The sequence below is a fragment of the Pedobacter caeni genome, assembly GCF_900129215.1.
Taxonomy (GTDB): domain Bacteria; phylum Bacteroidota; class Bacteroidia; order Sphingobacteriales; family Sphingobacteriaceae; genus Pedobacter; species Pedobacter caeni.
Map to the genome: position 1 here is coordinate 1 of NZ_FQUQ01000004.1, position 20,352 is coordinate 20,352.

Genomic DNA, 20,352 nt, shown 5'->3' on the forward strand with positions numbered 1-20,352 from the left:
GTCATTGGGTTATCGCCAACGATATTGATTCCTTCGGAATATTTCACAATATATCCGTCTTCAAAATGAACTTCCTTCATCTTGGCATCTTCTTCTGATTTTTTGATCAGTAAAGTACCGGTTAAAGGTTTGTACTGGTTGTTTACCATCGCTTCGATGACAGAGGTATCTTCAGTTGATTCGATCTCAATATCGATCGTTCCACCATACACTCCGGAAGAAGGTCTTCCTTTTGCATCTACATCACGGTTTAGGGAATAGGCACAGTGAAGTACATCGTACTCCTTGCCCGAAAAGTCTAATCTTGCTTTGAAAGCCATAACTTTTGGTTTAAAGGTTGAAATTTAATTATCCAGAAATCAAGCCACAAAAAGTTTGCCATTTTTACGTCACAATAAATACAGTATACGTTAAGAAGAAAAACCCTCAGAACACGCATTCAGCAAGATTAGTTTTTAAATTAAAGCTAATTTATTCACCTGAGTAATCACTCAGGTGTAGGGATTAATAAACAAAGCTATCACCGCGCAAAAGGGCAAATAAAGAATAAAAAAAGCCAATTCCAGTTTGTCCGTTTCTTTTTTAAGACATAAAAACCAGGCAATGTCTCATTTAGAAAACGATTTACTAGCTAAACGAATTTTCCTTCCTGATGCATTGCTGAGAAAACCTCAGGGTGTATCTTTTTTTTCAAAGCGCTATCAATTACCTTTGCAGATATGAAAATCACATTCATCAGGCACTCAAAAGTTGATTTTAACTGGAAAACATTTTATGATTCAGAATCTTTTGATCTGGCCTGCAGGGATTATGATAACGCTCCTGTGCTCGTCTCAGGAAGTAAAGCGCTGAGCCAAAGAAGGACCTACATCAGTGGACTGAAAAGAGCTGAAGAAACTGCTCATGGTTTTCTGACCGGAGAAAAAGCGCTGATTAAGACTACATTATTAGATGAAATCCCGCTCCACTCCTTTACAAGTACAAAAGTGAAATTACCCACCTTATTCTGGATGATTGCCGGCAGGTTGCAGTGGTATTTTAATTCTTCCAGACAAGCAGAAAGCCGTAAGCGATCCAAAGTCCGGATCAATCAATTTCTTGACCTGCTGGAAGAGACCCAAATGGATTGTACCATTATTGGACATGGCTTTTATTTCACACAAATGACAGGCGAAATGAAGAAAAGAGGCATCATCGGAGCCACAAAAAAAAGACTGCGCAATGAGGAGTGCAGGATCTTTATTTCAAATTCCCTTCCGGACGCAGGTACAGGCCAATCTCCGCAATCGCAGGGTTAAGCCTGGAAGAAAGTATTTTCAACCTGATTTCTCTTGCTGTTACTTCAGGAAAACGCAACAAACGTTTATAACCAATTGTAGTTCCGTCAATGATTTTTTTCCAGGTTGCTCCGTCTTTATATTCCAGAACAAATTGTTCTACCCTTTGTCCGATCTGTAAATTCTCCTGAAGCAGTAACAGGTTAAACTTCCCGGCTTTATCCATTTTGAATTCCATGACCAGATCCTCTCCTTCTTTCTTTACGCTCTTCCAGTAGGAACTGTCTTTTCCATCCAGCAATACCGCGGTTTTACCGGCATTACTTCCTTTAAGCACCGCTGATTTCAACAGGTTATGCTCAAATGTTTCGTCCAGGTGTTTTCGGAATCCTTTTAAAGCATTCACATCGCTATCACTGATTAATCCTCTTTTATCAGGAGGAATATTCAGCAATAACACCCCGTTTCTACCTACTGAACTATAATAGATGTCCATCAATTTTTCCGGTGTTTTCACCTGAGTATCTTCTGCCGGATGATGGAACCATCCCGGACGGATAGACACATCGATTTCTGCAGGATACCAGACCAGGCTTTTTGCTTTGGCTATTTTGGCCCTGCTGCCCAGGTCATTTGCCATAAGGTCACGCGGGGCAAAGTCGGCATCTTTCTGAGAGTTTGCAGCAATGGCTTCAGGGATCATCTGATCAGCCGGAACAACACTCCACTCCGTCTCCCTTCCATATCCGGTTTCTGTACCTACCCATCTTACATCCGGGCCAGACACTGCAATTGTAGCCAAAGGTTGTAATTTACGGATCAGGTTGTACCATCGGCTATATTCATATACCTGTTTCTTTCCGGTTGGTCCTTCACCATTTGCACCATCAAACCAGACCTCATCAATCTGTCCGTATTGGGTAAGTAATTCTGTCAGCTGGTTGATGAAATAATCATTGTATTGCATGCTTCCGAAATAGGAAGAATTACGGTCCCAGGGCGACAGGTAAATCCCGAAGCCGATCCCAAATTCTTTACAGGCATCAGCAACCTCCTTTACAACATCCCCTTTCCCATTTTTCCATGGGCTGTTTTTAACCGAATGCTCAGTAAATTTACTTGGCCACAGACAGAAACCATCGTGATGTTTTGCAGTCAGGATAATTTGTTTAAAACCTCCCTCTTTACAAACCTTTACCCATTGACGGGCATCGAGGTCCTGAGGGTTAAATATTTTAGGATCTTCTGTGCCATCCCCCCACTCTTTATTGGTGAAGGTATTGATCCCAAAGTGAATAAAAGCCGTCAGCTCCAGTTGTTGCCACCTCAATTGTCGCGGAGAAGGAACCACATTTGCCGCTTTTCTGATGACATCTGCTTCCTTGTCTACCGGACTGATTTTTACATAATTTTTGTCCGTAAAAATCTGGGCTACTCCCTTTTGAGGAAAGCCAAGCACCATAGAACAACCAAAAATCAACATCATGCGATGGCAAACTTTGCCTTTTAAAAACTTTATCTCCATTTTCTGTATGGTATATGCACCTTAAATAAGCAAAATCATGCCCTATTCAAAGAAAGGCCGAATTTCATTTATAAAGTTCGCGTTAATTGCCAAAATGTTAAGCTTTTTTGGCATTCACCATAAGTTCAGCTGCTACCTCTCAAAGATATTGGTAAAACAAAACCGGCATCGATACTTAAGCTCAAAGGAAGAAAATGGCAGGAAGGCTAGTCAGAAAAAATAAAAACCCGGATCAGGATTTTTTTTGTTCTCTTTTGGAAAGTTCGGAACCAAAAACTTTATCCCACATATCAGAGGTTACCCCATAACCTTTGGTCGCATCATCATAATGATGTAACATATGGTGTTGTTTTAGTTTTTTCCAGAAAGGAGCTGTAAACTTTGCATGGTGCAACATATAATGCGTCATATCATAAACAAGATAGCCCAGTATAAATCCTCCGAAGAAACCATCCAGCATAGTTACCGGAACAAAGAGCTTATACAGAAAGAAAAAAGCAGTTGCCAAAGGAATGCTTGCAGATGGCGGCATCACCAGGCGATGCGCATCATTCGGATAATCATGGTGTACCCCATGAAAAATGAAATGTATCCTTTGCCCCCATTTTGATTTCGGGTAAAAATGAAATACAAAACGGTGCATCACATATTCAATTAATGTCCAGATAAAAAGCCCCAGTAAAATCTGTCCGATCGCAATCATCGGACTATTAATCACAAAGGATTGATAAAAGAAATATCCGATTACCGGAATGAAAACAATTAAGGGGACAAAATAAGGAACCTTAGACAGGCTCTCTAAAAATGTACTCTTAAACATTCTGACAGATTCAGACGAATTGGAGATATAATTCTTTTTCATTGGGACGAACTTTTACGAACGACAAACTTATGCAGGATTCATTAAAATTTAATTCACCATTAATAGTTATGAAATTATGATGACATTTTTAAAGATACAAAAAAAGTATTTCTTACGATATGGTAAGATTTCGCAACAACACAGGTCGTAATTTTGTGGTGTAATTAATAATTGAGATATGAAAAATGAAATTTTAGGTATTCACCACATCACTGCCATCGCAGGAAATGCTAAAAAGAATTATGATTTTTACACCCGGATACTGGGATTACGTTTGGTTAAAAAAACAGTTAATTTTGATGATCCGCATACTTACCATTTCTATTACGGGGATGAGCATGGAACTCCGGGGAGTATCTTGACCTTTTTTCCATGGGAAGGAATCGGAACCGGCAGAAGGGGTACAAAACAAGTTACAGAAATTGGTTACAGTGTACCCGCAGGAAGTCTTGATTTCTGGCAGAACAGGTTAGAGAAAAATAACGTCATCTATAATAAACCCGCATTAAAATTCGGAGAAAGGTATTTAACCTTCCTTGACCCTGATGGTTTAAAATTTGAATTAACAGAAGCAAAAACTCCGGACAGCAGACCTCAATGGGAAACCACCGAAGTCAGCAAGGAAAATGCAGTACATGGTTTCCACCACATCACCATTACCACCAATAAAATGGAAGCTACAGCAGCAATATTAACCCATGTATTGGGCTATCGTTTACAGGAAACAGAAGTGAACCGTTCCCGTTTCACTACCGATACTGTTGCCCATGCGGCAATCGTAGATCTGGTGGAAGCACCGGGAGAAGCAATCGGTCATGTTGCAGGCGGATCAGTACACCATGTGGCTTTCCGGGTAAAAGACGAGGAGACACTCATGTATTTCAGAGATAAAATTGTAGCAATGGGCTTAAATATTACGGAAAAGATAGACCGCAACTACTTCTATTCTCTATATTTCCGTGAGCCAGGAGGTGTACTTTTTGAACTGGCAACAGACAATCCGGGTTTCACCGTTGATGAATCTTTAGAAGAATTGGGTACCAACCTGAAATTACCTGCACAATACGAAAGTAACAGAACAGTAATTGAAGGCATTTTACCAAAATTAAGTTAATATGTATACACATCAGAAAAACATCATCACCGCTGGTGTTCCAATTGAAACTGCAGATAAAGCCATTGTCTTTTTACACGGACGAGGCGCTACGGCATCGGATATCATCAACTTAAACCAACATTTCAAAGTTGATGATGCGGCTTTATTTGCACCACAGGCGACCAACCACAGCTGGTATCCATACAGCTTTATGGCTCCCGAAAAGGAAAACCAACCTTCCTTAAATTCTGCCCTAACCTTGATTCAGGAGCTGGTTTCGGAGATTACTACAGGAGGTATTCCTTTGAGCAAGATCTATTTTGCAGGATTTTCTCAGGGAGCCTGTCTGACCTTGGAATACATTGCAAGGAATGCAGGTCAATATGGTGGAGCGATAGCCTTCACGGGTGGTCTGATTGGGGAAACCATTAACAGGGCAAATTATACAGGAGATTTTATGCAAACCCCTGTATTCATCAGCACCGGCAACCCGGACCCTCATGTTCCGGTCTCCAGAGTGGAAGAGAGCGCTGGTATCCTCAAAGAAATGAAAGCAGATGTACAGGTAAAAATTTACCCGGGAAGGGTACATACGATCGGTAAAGAAGAGATCGACCTTGCCCGGAAAATGGTATTTCATTTGTAAATTTAACAGCACAATAAAATTATGGCAAGCACAATATTACATAAAGCCAATACCCGTGGTCTTGCAGATCATGGCTGGTTAAAAAGCTATCAAACCTTTAGCTTCGGAGCAAACTACAATCCTGAACGCATACAGTTTGGTGCGTTAAGGGTTTTAAATGATGATGTTGTAGATGGAGGAATGGGTTTTGGAGAACATCCTCACGACAATATGGAGATCATCTCTATCGCACTGGAAGGATCCCTGCAGCATGAAGACAGCATGCACAATGTAGCTGTTATTGAACCTGGTGAGATACAGGTCATGAGTGCGGGGACAGGAATCTACCATAAAGAGTACAACAAAAATCCTGCTCAACCCGTAAAATTCCTTCAGATCTGGTTGTTTCCGAATCAAAGGAATGTGAGCCCGAGGTATCAGCAGGAACGGTATGACACCTTATTGAAACCGAATGAGTTCAGCCAGATTTTATCTCCGGAAAAGGACGACAGTGGTGTCTGGATTTATCAGGATGCCTGGTTTCATATCGGAAAATTTGAAGCAGGGATCAAACAGACACATCTGTTGAAAAACAAAGAGAATGGTATATATGTCTTTGTGATCAAAGGATCAGTAAACGTAAATGGGCAGCAATTGGATGAAAGAGATGGATACGGATTATGGGAAACCGGTTCAATTGATCTTGAAACCCTGACCGAAGCGGAGGTTTTATTAATGGAAGTTCCGATGAATTACTAGGCTTATGAAAAAGATAGAAATTTTGGTGGTGTGTTGTCATGAGGAAATCTCAGCAACCATGATCAGATTGATCAATAAAGAAGAAGAAATGCTGGGCACTGCAGTCGCTTCCCCGGAAGATGCAATGGCCAGCTTCTCTTCCAAAGCTTATGACCTGGTGCTTATCGGTGCTGGTTTAGCCCCGGAAGCAGAGCAACAACTGGAGGCTGAACTAAAAAAGCAGCAGCCCGGAATTCCTGTGGTTTATCATTTTGGAGGTGGAAGCGGTTTACTTTATACAGAGATCAAACAGGCATTACGCAAAAGCTAACCCTTCTGCCGGATCAGCAGGCAGCTCTGCCTCACCCGCTTGAGGTGCCGATAAACAAGGAGTAATGTTTTTTTATTGTATTATCTTGAGGTTTAGCATCTTTAAATGAGCGATTTTTTGTTATTTTGAGTGTTATTAATACACCTGGTTATCTTTATACAAATTCTACATGCCTGAAGAACAGAAAAACAACAACATATTATCCATCGATATAGGTGGAACGAGTATCAAAGCATGTATTTTAGACCCTAAGGGTGACCTGCTTTCTGAATTTAAAAAACTTCCCACTCCCAAAAACTCCAATCCGGAGGAAGTCATCAAGTCGATCAAAGAATTGGTGGCCACATTAGATCTGCCTTTCGAGAAAATTTCTATTGGATTTCCTGGTTATGTTAAATGTGGCGTGGTGCAGAGTGCGCCAAACCTGGCAAAAAACAAGTGGACAAATGTAGACCTTGCCCAACAGATCAGTGATACTTTTGGTAAGCCTGTCCGCCTGATCAATGATGCGGATCAGCAGGCACTGGGAATTGTAGCCGGAAAAGGCTTTGAGATCGTCTTTACAGTAGGAACCGGCTTCGGTACCGCACTGGTATTTGACGGAGACCTGCTTCCACATCTGGAGCTGGCACATCTTCCCATCACCAAAACCAAGGATTACGACGACTATCTGGGCAATAAAGCTTTTGAAAAACGCGGAAAGAAAGAATGGAATGAGCGCCTGGAACGCGTGATTGAAATCTATAAAACAGTATTTAACTACGATACCCTATATATAGGTGGTGGCAACTCCAAAGAGATTACTTTTCCATTAGACCATAACATCAAACTGGTTTCCAATAAAGACGGAATCAAGGGTGGTGCAAAATTATGGGACCTGGAAGAGAAGTTTCATGTATTCACCACACACCCAAAAAAATAAATAGCAGATAATGAACAAGTACACTTTAGGAATGATTGGCCTGGGCACAATGGGCCGCAATTTATTGCTTAATATGGCCGACCAAGGCTACTCAGTAACAGGTTATGACAAGAGTCAGGACATGTTAAAGAAGCTGGAAGAGGATGGAAAAGCACATCAATTGAAGGGTTTTGCAGTCCTTGAAGATTTCATCCAAAGCCTGGAATTACCAAGAAGAATCGTTCTTCTGGTTCCGGCAGGTCCGATTGTAGACAGTGTGATCCAGGAGCTTCTTCCTTTATTGGATAAAGGTGACCTGATCATTGACAGTGGAAACTCACATTTTACAGATACCACCAGAAGGTCACTGGAACTTGCTGATCAGGGCATCCACTTCTTTGGAATGGGCATCTCAGGTGGTGAAGAAGGGGCCAGATTCGGACCTAGTATGATGCCAGGTGGTGATAAAGCAGCTTATAATGCCGTAAAACCAATTCTTGAAGCGGTTTCCGCAAAAGTAAACGGCGATCCTTGTGTGGCTTATATTGGTCCCGGAGCTTCCGGACATTTTGTAAAAATGGTACACAACGGTATTGAATATAGCATGATGCAAATCCTTGCAGAAACTTATGACTTGTTGAAAAACAGCCTGGGTTACAACAATGAGCAGATTTATGCGGTATTTGAAAAATGGAACAACGGCCGTTTAAAATCATTTTTATTAGAAGTAACAAGAGATATTTTCAAGGTTAAAGATGAAAAATCAGGAGGTTACCTGATTGATGTGATCAAAGATCAGGCAAAATCCAAAGGAACCGGGAAATGGACTTCTCAGGTATCTATGGACCTTCAATTGCCGATCCCAACGATCAATGAGTCGGTAAGTGCAAGGGATCTTTCTAAATTCAAAGACCTGAGGGTAGCGCTTGATAAAGCTTTACCTCATCCTCCGGTAAAAATCAACAATCCGGAAGAATTTATCGTTCATTTAGAGCAGGCGCTTTATTTTGCAATGATTACTTCTTATGCACAGGGTTTACATTTATTAACTCAGGCCTCTATAGAATATAAATATGAGCTGAACCTGCAGGAGATCTCTCAGATCTGGCGTGGCGGATGTATCATCAGGGCAGTATTGCTGGAAGATATTTATCAGGCTTATAAAAAACAACCACAGCTTCCACACCTTTATTCGGATGAAGGCATTCAGCAACAGTTGAAAGACATCATTCCGGGAACAAGAAATGTGGTCGTTACTGCAATTAACCATGGTATTGCCGTACCATGTTTCGCTTCTGCCCTTACCTATTATGATTCGTTAAGAACAGCAAATTCACCACTGAACTTAACACAGGCACAGCGTGACTTTTTTGGCGCTCATACTTTTGAACGCACAGACAGTGAAGGAATATTTCACGCTGACTGGAATTCAGATAATTTATAAATAACCCCAGTGAACTAAAGACACAAATTCACAACAATGAAAACAAGCATCAACCTCAATCCAACCATAATCGTCATTTTTGGTGGTACCGGTGATTTAAATTTGCGCAAACTTGCGCCTGCACTTTACAATCTATATTCTGATGGCTATATGCCGGCAAAATATGCGATCATTGGTACAGCCCGAAAGAAGCTTACTGATGATGACTTCAGAAAAACATTGATGGGAGGCGTAAACAGCTTCTCCAGATCCGGTAAGGTGAAGGAAGAAAAATGGAGCAAATTTGCAGAAAATATTCATTACAGCCCGGTTGATGTAGAAGCTCCGGAAACTTTTGGAGTTCTAAAAACCAATATTGAGAAGTATCAGAAAGAATTTGGTCCGGACACACAGATCCTGTACTACCTTGCGGTAGCACCTAACCTGTTTCCACTAATTGCCAAATGTCTTTCAGAATATAACCTGGCAGGGGAAGAAGACAATTGCAGAATTGTGATCGAGAAACCTTTTGGAAGAGATCTGGAAACTGCAAGAGAGCTAAACAGTATCCTGACCAGCATCTTTACAGAAAAACAGATCTATCGTATTGATCATTACCTTGGTAAAGAAACGGTTCAGAACATTATGGCTTTCCGTTTTGCCAACTCTTTCCTGGAGCCACTTTGGAACAGGACCTATATTGACCACGTACAGATTTCTGTAACGGAGCAATTGGGAGTGGGCGACAGAGGTGGTTACTATGAAGGCGCTGGTGCATTGAGAGATATGATCCAGAATCACCTGCTTCAACTGCTTTGTCTGATCGGAATGGAAACACCGATTAACTTCGATGCCGATGAGATCAGAAATAAAAAAGTAGATGTATTGAAAGCGATGCGCCCTTTCAGTCCGGAAGACATCAGGTTTAGTACAGTCCGCGGACAATATACCAAAGGATGGGTGGAAGGAAAAGAAGTACCAGGATACCGTCATGAGAATGGGGTGGATCCGGATTCAAATACCGAAACTTTTGCCGCAATTAAATTCTTTGTGGACAACTGGAGATGGCAGGGCATTCCTTTCTATGTGCGTACAGGAAAACGCTTATTCCAAACTTCGTCGTTGATTACCATTCAGTTTAAAGATGTGCCACATCAGGTTTTCCCTTCAGGAGTAACTGAACACTGGCAACAAAACAGGCTGATCATCAGCATCCAGCCGGAAATGAGTATCCGTTTACAGGTTCAGGCAAAAAGACCTGGATTGGACATGGTATTAAATCCGGTAGACATGGTTTTCGATTACAAAGGAACCTATACTGCTCAGGCACCAGAGGCTTACGAAACATTGTTACTGGATGTGATGACGGGTGATCAGACACAATTTATGCGTGCAGATCAGGTAGAAAGTGCATGGGAACTGCTGATGCCAATCGTGAATGCATGGGAAACCAAAAAATCATTGAGCTTCCCTAACTATACGGCTGATTCATGGGGACCGGAAGATGCGGAAGCCTTAATCGCAAGAGATGGCTTCCATTGGTTTACGTTACCATTGAATAAAGATTAAAAGAATAAATATCATTTTTAAGAGGCCAACCACTTGCATCCGCATGGCTGCTTGCGGTTGGCCTTTTGACAATAAAAACAATTAGCAATGAACTTATTGATTTATAAAACTCAGGAAGAATTACAGGAAGACCTTGTTGATTACATTGTGGCAATTGCCAATAAAGCAATTGAAGAGCAAGGCTGTTTCAACTTTGTATTAACCGGAGGAAATTCCCCGAAAGCCCTGTATCATTCCCTTGCAACCAGCTATAAGGACAAAATCGACTGGACAAAAGTATATTTCTTCTTTGGGGATGAGCGGAATGTGATGCCAACTCATGAGAGTTATAACGGCCTGATGGCGAAAACGGCGATGCTTGACCTCTTGGAAATCCCTGAAAATCAGATTTTCTATGTGGACACCACTTTGGCTCCTGAAAAAGCAGCAATTGAGTATACAAAAGCAATAAACGCACATTTTAAAGGTGCAGACCTCAGCTTCGACCTGATCCTTTTAGGAATGGGTGATGATGCACATACGGCTTCATTATTCCCAGGCACCACAATTCTGAACAGTAAAGAAGTAGAAGTTGATTCTGTATTTGTAGAGAAGCTTTCTACTTATCGCATTAGTTTTACTGCCCCACTAATCAATAAAGCAAAAAACATTGCGTTCCTGGTTTTCGGAGAGAACAAGGCCGATGCAGTAAAACATGTCATTGAGGACAAGAAAAAGAACACTAAATTATACCCTACACAATTGATCGATCCGATTGATGGAAGTGTAACCTGGTTTTTAGATGATGCCGCAGCAGCATTGCTGGACAACTAAGATCCCGGCATAAATCCTGATTTCTCAGATCATGGATAGAAAAAAGGTATCCCATTTTCGGATACCTTTTTTCATATGAGCAGAATTTTATATTTGTTTTTTTTAACAGGAAAATCATGGTTGGATAACAATGAGGTTACATTGATTACAAAAAAAATTATTAAACATAAAATTATTTGGTATTTTTTGTAATATTGGCCTGCTATTGACTTCCTTCCTGCCAGCAAACCATTTTTTTTCTTTTACTAATTTCAATGTATCCTAACAGATTTATTCCGTTCGCATTTTTATGTCTTGCCCCTTCCCTTTATAGTCAGGCTCAGGAAGTTCCTGCTAAAAAACAGGAATTACCACAAAACTGGCACCTCCTTTCTCCTGCAAAATCAGGTTTCTATGGGGTATCCAACAACGAGGCTTATCAATTTCTTGACAGCCTCAACATCAAACCAACAAAGATTACCGTCGCAGTTATTGACGCAGATTTAAACGTCAACCATGAAGACTTGAAAGCCAGAGTATGGAAAAACCCTAAACCTGGCTCAAAAGGATATCCCAACGACCTCAACGGATGGAATTTCCTTGGCAATAAAGACGGAAGAAACCTCTTAAAAACAGGAACTGAAGCTTTCAGAGAATACAAACGATTGAGGCCACGTTTTGAAAAAGTACAAGCTTCTTCCCTTAAAACCGCAGCTGAACAACAGGAATATGCTTATTTCCTGAAGTTGCGCAAAGAAGTTAAAATTGGTGCCTATATAAAGTTTGGTGCTTACCTGCAACAAATATCCGATGCTTTTGTCGCTGTTGATTCCTTTGTCCGCGCTTCGAAACCGGCAAATGAGCCTCGCACTTCAGACATCCTGGCCTTAAAAATTGAAGATCCCAAATTAAGCGATGCCTACAAAATTGTACAGGGTAGTATGCTCAAATTCAAAGAAGAATCTTTATGGAAGGAGGCTCTGGCTGCTACGGTCAAAGAGTCTGAAGTTGCAAACGAAAGGATTAAGAGTCTGGATGACAAAGCAGTACCAAGAGATCTGATCGGAGATACTTATACCCTGAAAGACAAATATTATGGGAATGCCAATCTTTATGAAGCGGAAGTTTATCATGGAACTTTTGTTGCCGGCCTAATCGGGGCGGTGAGAAATAACGGGATTGGGATCGATGGAATTGCAGATTCTGTAGCCATAATGGGCGTAAGGGCAGTTCCAGACGGAGATGAGTACGACAAAGACGTTGCTCTGGCCATTCGTTATGCCGTAGACAATGGCGCTAAATTGATCAATATGAGTTTCGGCAAATACATTTCACCCAACAGTGAATGGGTAAATGATGCCGTTAAATACGCAGATAAAAAGGGTGTTCTGCTCTTTCATGCCGCTGGTAATGAAGGACTGAATGTGGACAGTGTGTCCATTTATCCTTCCGGTATGGAATCGGCGACAAAACGTGCAGCAAACCTGATCAGAGTAGGTGCTTCCGATGCTTCCGGAACCGCAGCCTCCATCAGTAATTATGGTGCTACCCAGGTAGATCTTTTCGCACCAGGCATCAACATCACCTCTACCGGTTTAAATAACGGTTATCAAACCGCCAATGGAACCAGCTTATCCACTCCTATCGTTACCGGGGTTGCTGCATTGATCTGGTCGTATTTTCCGAAACTATCCGCCCGGGAGGTGAGGAGAATTATTCTTGCTTCTGTCACTTCCTTAAAGGACAATGTTGGTCCTGTTCCCGGAAAAGGAAAAAGACAGGTATCCTTTGGACAGCTTTCGGTAACCGGTGGTATTGTGAATGCTTATCAAGCTGTAAAGATGGCTCAGAAAAGCAGTCAGTCTAAAAAATAAAATCTTGCTTAAAAATTTTACGGAGCCTCATTTAAGGGGGTAAATTGTTATGAATAAACTTAGGTTATCCATCCTGGCCTGCTTGCTTGCCGGCCGGCTTAGTGCGCAGACAGCAGTTCTGGAACTTGCAGAAAAATACAGCGGTGATCAGCTGGGTAAATATGTAAAAAGCGGGTCTGTAAGTCTCAATTGGGTTGATAAAAGTGCCGTTTTCTATTATACAGACAGTTCCGGTCCAGTTCCTGTGTGTTACCTCGGTGATGCAAAAAAAGGCAGTTTGAAACCACTTTACGACACCCGCGATCTTGCAAAGGAACTCAGCAAAATCAGGGGCGAAAATACAGACCCCAAAGAGCTGTCTTTCTACAACCTGGAGATCAATCCTAAAAATCCCGAAAACTTCAATTTTCTATATAAAGGCAAACGTTACCAATACCTGGCTAAAGGCAGGTCAGCCAAAGAGATTCCCAAGATTAGCCCTCCACAAAATACAGCTGCGGCCGGAAGAGCAGAATACTGGAAAAAGTTTTCCCCGGATAGCAACTGGTTCACCTACGGTTATCAACACAACGTTTATCTGCAGAAACGCAGCACAGATACAGCTTTGCGTTTAACTCTGGATGGCGCGCCTTATTATTCCTTTACCTCTTCCAATAGTGCCATTACCGACGATAAGAAAAGCAGTCCTTCTGTTTACTGGTTTAAGGGCAGCAACAAATTTTTCGCCTTGCGGGAAGACAAGAGAAGGGTTCAGGAGATGAGCATCATCAATAGTCTGGCCACCCCCCGTCCTCAGGTCAACACCTATAAATTCCCTATGCCGGGAGATAAAGAAGTGGTGCAATACGAATTGTTTCTATTCGATGCTGCTGCAGGTAAAGCAACAAAGCTGGACATCTCAAAATACCCGGATCAAAAGATCATCATGCAATCCACCATCACTAACGGCCGCACAATGCTTCATGGTGGTGGGCTTAGCGAGAATGAGCGTTATGTTTACTTTTTGCGGAGAAGCAGAACCAACGAACAAATGGACCTATGCCGTTTAGATAGCGAAACAGGTAAAGTGACTGAGCTCATTACCGAGACTTCCAAACCGCATTTTAATGACCAGTTGTTTAACTGTCGGATTCTAAACAATGGAAACGATATCCTCTGGTGGTCGGAAAGAACCGGATATGGACAATACTACCTCTACGACCGCAATGGAAAACTGAAGAACGCCATCACTTCCGGAAAGTTTGTAAGCGGAGAAATCCTCAAAATAGATACTGCCGGGCGCAGTCTTATATTTGAAGGATATGGACGGGAAAAAGGCATAGATCCTTATTACCGTATGTTTTACAAAGTAAAATTTGACGGTAGTGATTTCCGCCTGCTTAGTCCTGGAAACGGGCATCATGACATCAGTCTTTCTTCCAATGCGCAATACTTAACAGACACCTATTCCAGGATGGACCAACCGGCTGTTACTGTACTGAGGGACATGAAAGGTAGGCAACTGATGGAGCTGGCTAAAGAAGACATTTCAGCGCTTTTAAAAACAGGATGGAAGAAACCTGAATTGCTGAAAGTAAAAGCTGCAGATGGTATAACCGATCTTTACGGGGTCATTTACAAGCCCTTTAACCTCGATACCAATAAGAAATATCCCATTATCACCAATGTTTATCCTGGTCCGCAGGAAGACTTTATCCCCAGAAAATTCACCTTGGATGACAACTATAACCAGTCGCTCGCACAGATGGGTTTTATCGTGATCAATGTTGGGTACAGAGGCAGCAGTCCACTGAGGGGCCGTGACTTCTATACTTTCGGTTATGGCAACCTGAGGGATTACGCGCTTGCAGATGATAAGTATGTGATTGAAAACCTGGCGAAAACACATGCTTATATCGATCTGAATAAAGTAGGTATTTATGGCCATTCAGGAGGAGGTTTTATGACCGCAACCGCTATACTTACCTATCCTGATTTCTACAAAGTTGCTGTTGCTGCTTCAGGAAATTACGACAGCAATATTTACACCCAATGGTGGGGAGAAACCTATCATGGCGTATGGCAACAAAAAGATGGATTTGAAAGCAATATCCCCGTTACTGCTGCTCTGGCAGGAAACCTCAAAGGCAAGCTCTTTCTGATCACTGGCGATGTGGACAAGAATGTTCATCCGGCCAATACTTTCAGACTTGCAGACGCATTGATCAAAAAGAACAAGCGCTTTGACATGATGGTCCTTCCCGGAAAAGACCATGGCCTTGGGGATAAATACTATACCAATCTTATCCGTTATTATTTTCTTGAAAACCTTTTGAAGATCAAAAATGACGACACCGACATCGTATCACACCAATAAACTAAACACATATATGGATAAAAAATCTACGCTAAAGCACTTACCTATGCTGAGCATTACGGTTTTTACAGGGTTGCTGCTCAGCATGCCCTGTACGAACCTGAAAGCACAGCAGGTAAAAAAGACAGACACAGGTAGTGTCTCTATTCCGGTGATTACGATCAGCGGACAGGTCAGGGATGAACACGGGAATCCCCTTCCCGGTGCGTCTGTACTGGCCAAAGAAATCCGTAAGGGAACCATGACCGACGTTAACGGCCATTTTTCCATGATGGTTAACAAGGGGGCAACTTTACAAATCAGCTATGTGTCTATGGTCACACAGGTCATTAAAGTGGAGAAAAGCAGTGTGCTAAACATTGAATTGAAATCAACAGATGCCTCTCTCGGAGAAGTAGTGGTAACGGGTTATAACCAGACCACCACCCGCAGAACCACAGGTTCCATTGCAATTGTTGATGGCTCAGAGCTAAAAAACAAGCCCCTTCAAAATGTAGACAAACTGCTTCAGGGAAAAGTAGCCGGATTGGTGGTCACTTCTGTCAGCGGCCGGCCGGGAGAATCTTCCAGCATCCGCATACGCGGAACGAATACGCTTACCGGAAATGCAGAACCGCTATGGGTGGTAGATGGGGTTCCTTTGCAAAAGGACATTCCAAAGATCAGCTCCAGTCAGGTGAAGGCAAATGATTTCAATACCATTTTCTCCGGAGGTCTGGCAGGGATTAACCCGAATGACATTGCATCGATTACGGTATTAAAAGACGCTTCTGCTGCTGCAATTTACGGATCAAGAGCGGCAGGCGGAGTAATCGTGGTGACCACGAAAAGAGGAGTTTCGGGAAACATGCAAGTCTCCTACTCCACCAATGCTACGGTAAGCATGGCTCCGCAGCGTGACGCAGGCCTGATGAATTCCAGAGAGAAACTGGCCTGGGAACAGCAGTTATGGGACGATTTTTCGGCGCCCGGATTTGCAGCAAAAGGATATTATCCTTCGATCGGTTTGGTAGGGATGGTCCGTTCCGGAAAAGGCAAATATGCAGGCTTAAGTCCTGCACAGCAAGACCAGGTTATTCAGGATGCTGGAAATCATACCACAGACTGGTTCAATGAGCTTTTCAGTAATTCCTTTTCCCAAAGTCATTACCTTTCATTTTCCGGAGGTAATGATAAGAGCACTTATTATTTATCGACCGGCTATAGCAACAACAATGGCCTTGTTCAAAAAACAAGTGCCGATCGCTATAATGTGAATGCAAAGGTCAACCTGACCCCGAACAGCAAGCTTTCTATCGGTCTCATTACGGATCTTTCCTATCAAACGGCAAAGAGCCCCGGAGCTACGCTTGATCTTTTTAAATACGCTTATTTTGCCAATCCATACGAAAGACCGTACGACGCAGATGGGAGTTATAAATCCGATGAGACTTTTTTTAACCTGAAAGCAGTAAATGGAGGTGGATTTGACGTTTATACTCCTCCAAACGGGATCAATGTATTCCGTGAGATCAATGAGAGCAGCCAACTGGCAAAGAATTTTTCAGGAACAGTAACAATGGACCTTTCCTATAAATTCAATAATGACTTCAAGTTTGTAGGAATTGGTTCTTACTCCTATACGGACAATAGAAACGACAACATCAACGGGCGTTACACTTATAATGCTTTTAAAGACAGGCTTTACTTTGATGGGGTCTCTTCTAAAAGGACTTACGGCTCTATCACACAATCGAATGCCAATAACAGCAGTTACCTTTTACGTGGACAATTTCAGTACGACAAAACCATTGGCAACAAGCATAGCATCAGTGCCCTGGCAGGAACAGAGATCAGGAAACAGCAACTAAAAAGCGTTTTTGCTAAACGTTATGGCTATGATGAAATTACAGGAAATTCTTCTATGCCCGTAAAACCTAAACCAGAAAACACCAATGAGGTAGATTACAATGAACTCATTAACTACGCAAATATGGTGGATGGTCTTTCCGGTCAGACGATTTCTGATGAGGCTTTTGCTTCGTTCTATGGAGCGGTAGATTACGCTTATGACAGAAAATATATTGCCAGCTTCACTGCCCGAACGGATGGTTCCAACAACTTTGGAAGCAAACAGCAGTTTAACCCGGTGTGGTCTTTTGGTTTATCCTGGAATGCCGATCAGGAAACTTTCTTTGAAAGTCTGAAACCTGTATTGAGTTCTTTATCCTTAAAACTTGCTACCGGATACACTGGAAATATCAACAAAGGTGTATATCCTCAGCTCGTGATGGATTACATGAACAATTTCCGCAAAACTGAGGAAGAATATTACCGCATGGGACGTATCGCAAATGCCCCGAATCCGAACCTTCGATGGGAGAAAACACAGGATTTAAAAGGTGGGATCGATTTTGGATTCTTAAAGAACCGGATACGTGGTTCCATTGAAGCTTACTACCGCAAAAGCACGGATCTGGTTACTGAATTAAAAGTTCCTACGACGACAGGATTCTCTTCACAAAAATTCAATACCTCGGAAACTACCAATAAAGGTTTGGAATTCAGCCTGAGCACCTTAAATGTAAAAACTGCAAAATTTAGCTGGAGTACTTCCATCAATGCGGCATATAACATGAATACACTGACCAAATACACCAATCCAAACGGCACGCTTAATGTATCTGGCGGACAACAAGCTGTAGGCTACCCTATCGGCTCCATTTTTTCCGGAAAGGTGATCGGAATTGATCCGGAAACCGGGATCTACAAATACCAGTTACGTCCAGATGCCGCAATTACCGACCGCACCGGCTTAAGAAACGACAAGAATTACACTCATTATCTGGGCACTTCTATTGCTCCGCTTACGGGAGGATTCTCCACTACAGCGAGTTATAAAGATTTCTCTCTGAGTGTTAGCGGAAACTACTCTATTGGTGGAAAGATCATTGAGCAGATCGCCCCTATTCTATCCTCCAATGAACTTGACGGAATGACCAGGACTGAGGGACTGCCGACTTTCCAGAATGACCTGTACGTAAATCATGTTAATGTGCCTAAAGAATGGGCAAACAGATGGACTCCTTCCAATCCTATTACTTCCGGATACCCAAGGATAATCGATCCTTTTGCTGCTCCGCTTTTACTGGATATGAACAACCCTATTTTCGGCTCCACGACCAAGGCAAGCATGATGCAAAATGTTTCTTACCTGCGGATTGGTTCGGTTACCGCCAGTTACTCGATCCCCACTATTTTAGCGAAACGCATGAAACTACAGTCGCTGGGCTTTTCTATGTCTGTTACTAATTTATTCACCATTACCAACTATAAAGGAATTGATCCGGAGACTCCGGGAGCAGTATATCCGCTAACCAGGTCCGTTTCTTTTGGTTTAAACGTAGGCCTTTAATTCATCATTATGAAAAGAATTCATATCCTTATACTATTCGCCTTCCTGACTGTTTTTTCGGCATGTAAGCGCTTTCTGGACATCAAACCCAATGGCAAAACCATTCCTAAAACCGGAGAAGAATTTGCCGCTTTACTTCATTCCAGACTGAATGATCTGGACTATGGCTCTGGTTCCGGTTTGATTGGAAATGTCAGCACGGTTTCAGCTCTGGAATATTATTCAGACAACCTGGATGCCAATCTGACGCAATATCCCGGAGGTTCAAGTATTCCGGTTTACATAGGTGCTCATCTGAATAGCAAGCAAACCCGTTACTCAGAGTTGTACGCCATAATCAGAGACTGTAATATCATCATTGACAACCTCAAATCAAAAGGGACACCTGCCGACAATGATGTGATGGGTACTGCTTATGCCATTCGCGGATTTTCTTATTATTCGCTTTTGAGAGAGTTTTGCGAACCTTTTAGAGGAGATCAGCAAGTTGGACTGGCCCTGGTAACAGAGTTCAACATGGAAGAAAAACCACTACGCAGCACTTACGGACAAACAGTAGCCCTGATTGAAGATGACCTGAACAAATCCATCTCTTATAATGTGAAAGATAAGTTGTTCCGTTTTACAGCAGATGTAGCCAGGGCTTACCTTGCGAGGCTTCATTTCTGGACCAGGAACTGGGACAAAACCATTGTTCATGCCGCTGCGCTGCTGCAGGCTCACCCAATGCTGGATACCGCAGCTTATCATAAAATGATCCAGAGTAAAAATGCTCAGCAGGGGAATACCTTACTGCGCTCTTACATTTTTAGCGACGTTTCCTCAGATCTGGCCTATAAGAGCGAAATGGGAACGCTTAAATCCCGACCGGCATCAAAGGAATTTTTCGACTTATTTACAGAGAAAGAAAATGACATTAGGTTTCAACTCAGTTTCGGTCCAAAGCGGGTTAATGAGAAGAACTTTTTTGCCAATGTGCGGACGGATGAAATGTGCCTCATGTTGGCCGAAGCTTATGCCCATAAAGGGGATGAATCCAATGCCCTCAATTATTTGAATCAGATCCGTAGTAAAAGGATTGCCAAATATCAACCTTATACTATGGTAAACTTACCTGAAGTTAAAGCCGGTACTATTTCGCAAGATGCAAATGGCAAACCGCTTAGCCCATTGATTCAGGCCATTTTAAACGAGAGAAGAAAAGAACTATACGGTGAAGGAGACCGCTGGTTTGAACTGAAAAGAAATGGCTGCCCTTCTTTCTGGGTGGCAGCAAACGGAAGAAAATACACCACATTACCATACATGTACACTTTTCCTATTTCTGGGGTAGATGTACAAATTATCAACGGCCTGGAACAAAATCCAGGTTACTAAAATTAACGCAACTGATATGAAAAATAAATTTATCCTGGCAGTTTTTGCAGTGGTGATCATGACCACTTCTGCCTGTAAAAAAGACAACGAAATCCCTCCAAGACAGGAAGGCTATATCATCGAATATCTGGTTCCTCCCCCTACTTTTCTGACGGATAGCGAAAGGGCATTATTAGATGCGAAACGAGATGAATGGGATAATTCTTAACAAA

At 42.2% G+C, this 20,352-nt stretch carries 17 protein-coding genes; 14 read left to right on the top strand and 3 right to left on the bottom strand.

Annotated features, from left to right (window positions below; all coding sequences use genetic code 11):
• Positions 1-320: type VI secretion system tube protein TssD (tssD, locus tag BUC20_RS19360; protein ID WP_073232753.1), on the bottom strand; the 320-nt coding region annotated here is incomplete at its 3' end.
• A gap of 399 nt (positions 321-719) precedes the next feature.
• On the opposite strand from tssD, the gene BUC20_RS19365 reads away from it, so the two are divergent.
• Positions 720-1,298: a histidine phosphatase family protein gene (locus BUC20_RS19365; RefSeq protein WP_073232754.1), complete on the top strand. Its 579-nt coding sequence runs from the start codon at positions 720-722 to the stop codon at positions 1,296-1,298.
• On the opposite strand, the gene BUC20_RS19370 is transcribed toward BUC20_RS19365, so the two are convergent.
• Positions 1,240-2,802 carry an alpha-L-fucosidase gene (locus BUC20_RS19370; protein WP_234994559.1) on the bottom strand — a complete coding sequence of 521 codons (1,563 nt, stop codon included), beginning with the start codon at positions 2,800-2,802 and terminating at the stop codon, positions 1,240-1,242. The genes BUC20_RS19365 and BUC20_RS19370 overlap by 59 nt on opposite strands.
• Positions 2,803-3,034: 232 nt before the next feature.
• Positions 3,035-3,664, bottom strand: coding sequence for a sterol desaturase family protein (locus tag BUC20_RS19375; RefSeq protein ID WP_073232756.1), 630 nt, complete (start codon positions 3,662-3,664; stop codon positions 3,035-3,037).
• A 178-nt stretch (positions 3,665-3,842) separates the two neighbouring features.
• On the opposite strand from BUC20_RS19375, the gene BUC20_RS19380 reads away from it, so the two are divergent.
• The 13 genes from BUC20_RS19380 to BUC20_RS19440 all read left to right on the top strand — a co-directional run bounded on the left by BUC20_RS19380 (position 3,843) and on the right by BUC20_RS19440 (position 20,348).
• Entirely contained in the window at positions 3,843-4,778 is a 936-nt protein-coding gene (locus BUC20_RS19380) for a ring-cleaving dioxygenase (protein ID WP_073232757.1), read from the top strand.
• Between the two features lies 1 nt (position 4,779).
• Positions 4,780-5,406: an alpha/beta hydrolase gene (locus BUC20_RS19385; protein ID WP_073232758.1), complete on the top strand. Its 627-nt coding sequence runs from the start codon at positions 4,780-4,782 to the stop codon at positions 5,404-5,406.
• A gap of 21 nt (positions 5,407-5,427) precedes the next feature.
• Positions 5,428-6,144 (top strand): pirin family protein, encoded by a 717-nt coding sequence (locus BUC20_RS19390; RefSeq protein ID WP_073232759.1) that lies wholly within the window; start codon positions 5,428-5,430, stop codon positions 6,142-6,144.
• 4 nt (positions 6,145-6,148) lie between these two features.
• Positions 6,149-6,454, top strand: a complete 306-nt coding sequence (locus BUC20_RS19395) for a hypothetical protein (protein WP_073232760.1) — start codon at positions 6,149-6,151, stop codon at positions 6,452-6,454.
• A 169-nt stretch (positions 6,455-6,623) separates the two neighbouring features.
• The gene (locus tag BUC20_RS19400) at positions 6,624-7,376 is read left to right on the top strand and encodes an ROK family protein (protein ID WP_073232761.1); all 753 of its coding nucleotides are present in this window, start codon (positions 6,624-6,626) and stop codon (positions 7,374-7,376) included.
• A gap of 10 nt (positions 7,377-7,386) precedes the next feature.
• Positions 7,387-8,799, top strand: coding sequence for an NADP-dependent phosphogluconate dehydrogenase (gene gndA, locus BUC20_RS19405; protein ID WP_073232762.1), 1,413 nt, complete (start codon positions 7,387-7,389; stop codon positions 8,797-8,799).
• A 36-nt stretch (positions 8,800-8,835) separates the two neighbouring features.
• Positions 8,836-10,347, top strand: a complete 1,512-nt coding sequence (gene zwf, locus BUC20_RS19410) for a glucose-6-phosphate dehydrogenase (protein WP_073232763.1) — start codon at positions 8,836-8,838, stop codon at positions 10,345-10,347.
• Positions 10,348-10,434: 87 nt separating this feature from the next.
• The gene (gene pgl, locus BUC20_RS19415; protein ID WP_073232764.1) at positions 10,435-11,160 is read left to right on the top strand and encodes a 6-phosphogluconolactonase; all 726 of its coding nucleotides are present in this window, start codon (positions 10,435-10,437) and stop codon (positions 11,158-11,160) included.
• A 254-nt stretch (positions 11,161-11,414) separates the two neighbouring features.
• The gene (locus BUC20_RS19420; RefSeq protein ID WP_073232765.1) at positions 11,415-13,013 is read left to right on the top strand and encodes a S8 family serine peptidase; all 1,599 of its coding nucleotides are present in this window, start codon (positions 11,415-11,417) and stop codon (positions 13,011-13,013) included.
• Between the two features lie 49 nt (positions 13,014-13,062).
• The gene (locus BUC20_RS19425; protein ID WP_084529081.1) at positions 13,063-15,369 is read left to right on the top strand and encodes a S9 family peptidase; all 2,307 of its coding nucleotides are present in this window, start codon (positions 13,063-13,065) and stop codon (positions 15,367-15,369) included.
• A gap of 13 nt (positions 15,370-15,382) precedes the next feature.
• The gene (locus tag BUC20_RS19430; RefSeq protein ID WP_200800978.1) at positions 15,383-18,763 is read left to right on the top strand and encodes a SusC/RagA family TonB-linked outer membrane protein; all 3,381 of its coding nucleotides are present in this window, start codon (positions 15,383-15,385) and stop codon (positions 18,761-18,763) included.
• Positions 18,764-18,772: 9 nt separating this feature from the next.
• Positions 18,773-20,140: a RagB/SusD family nutrient uptake outer membrane protein gene (locus BUC20_RS19435; RefSeq protein WP_073232767.1), complete on the top strand. Its 1,368-nt coding sequence runs from the start codon at positions 18,773-18,775 to the stop codon at positions 20,138-20,140.
• A gap of 16 nt (positions 20,141-20,156) precedes the next feature.
• On the top strand, positions 20,157-20,348 hold the full coding sequence (locus BUC20_RS19440; protein ID WP_143166857.1) for a hypothetical protein: 192 nt from the start codon (positions 20,157-20,159) through the stop codon (positions 20,346-20,348).
• Positions 20,349-20,352 lie beyond the last annotated feature (4 nt).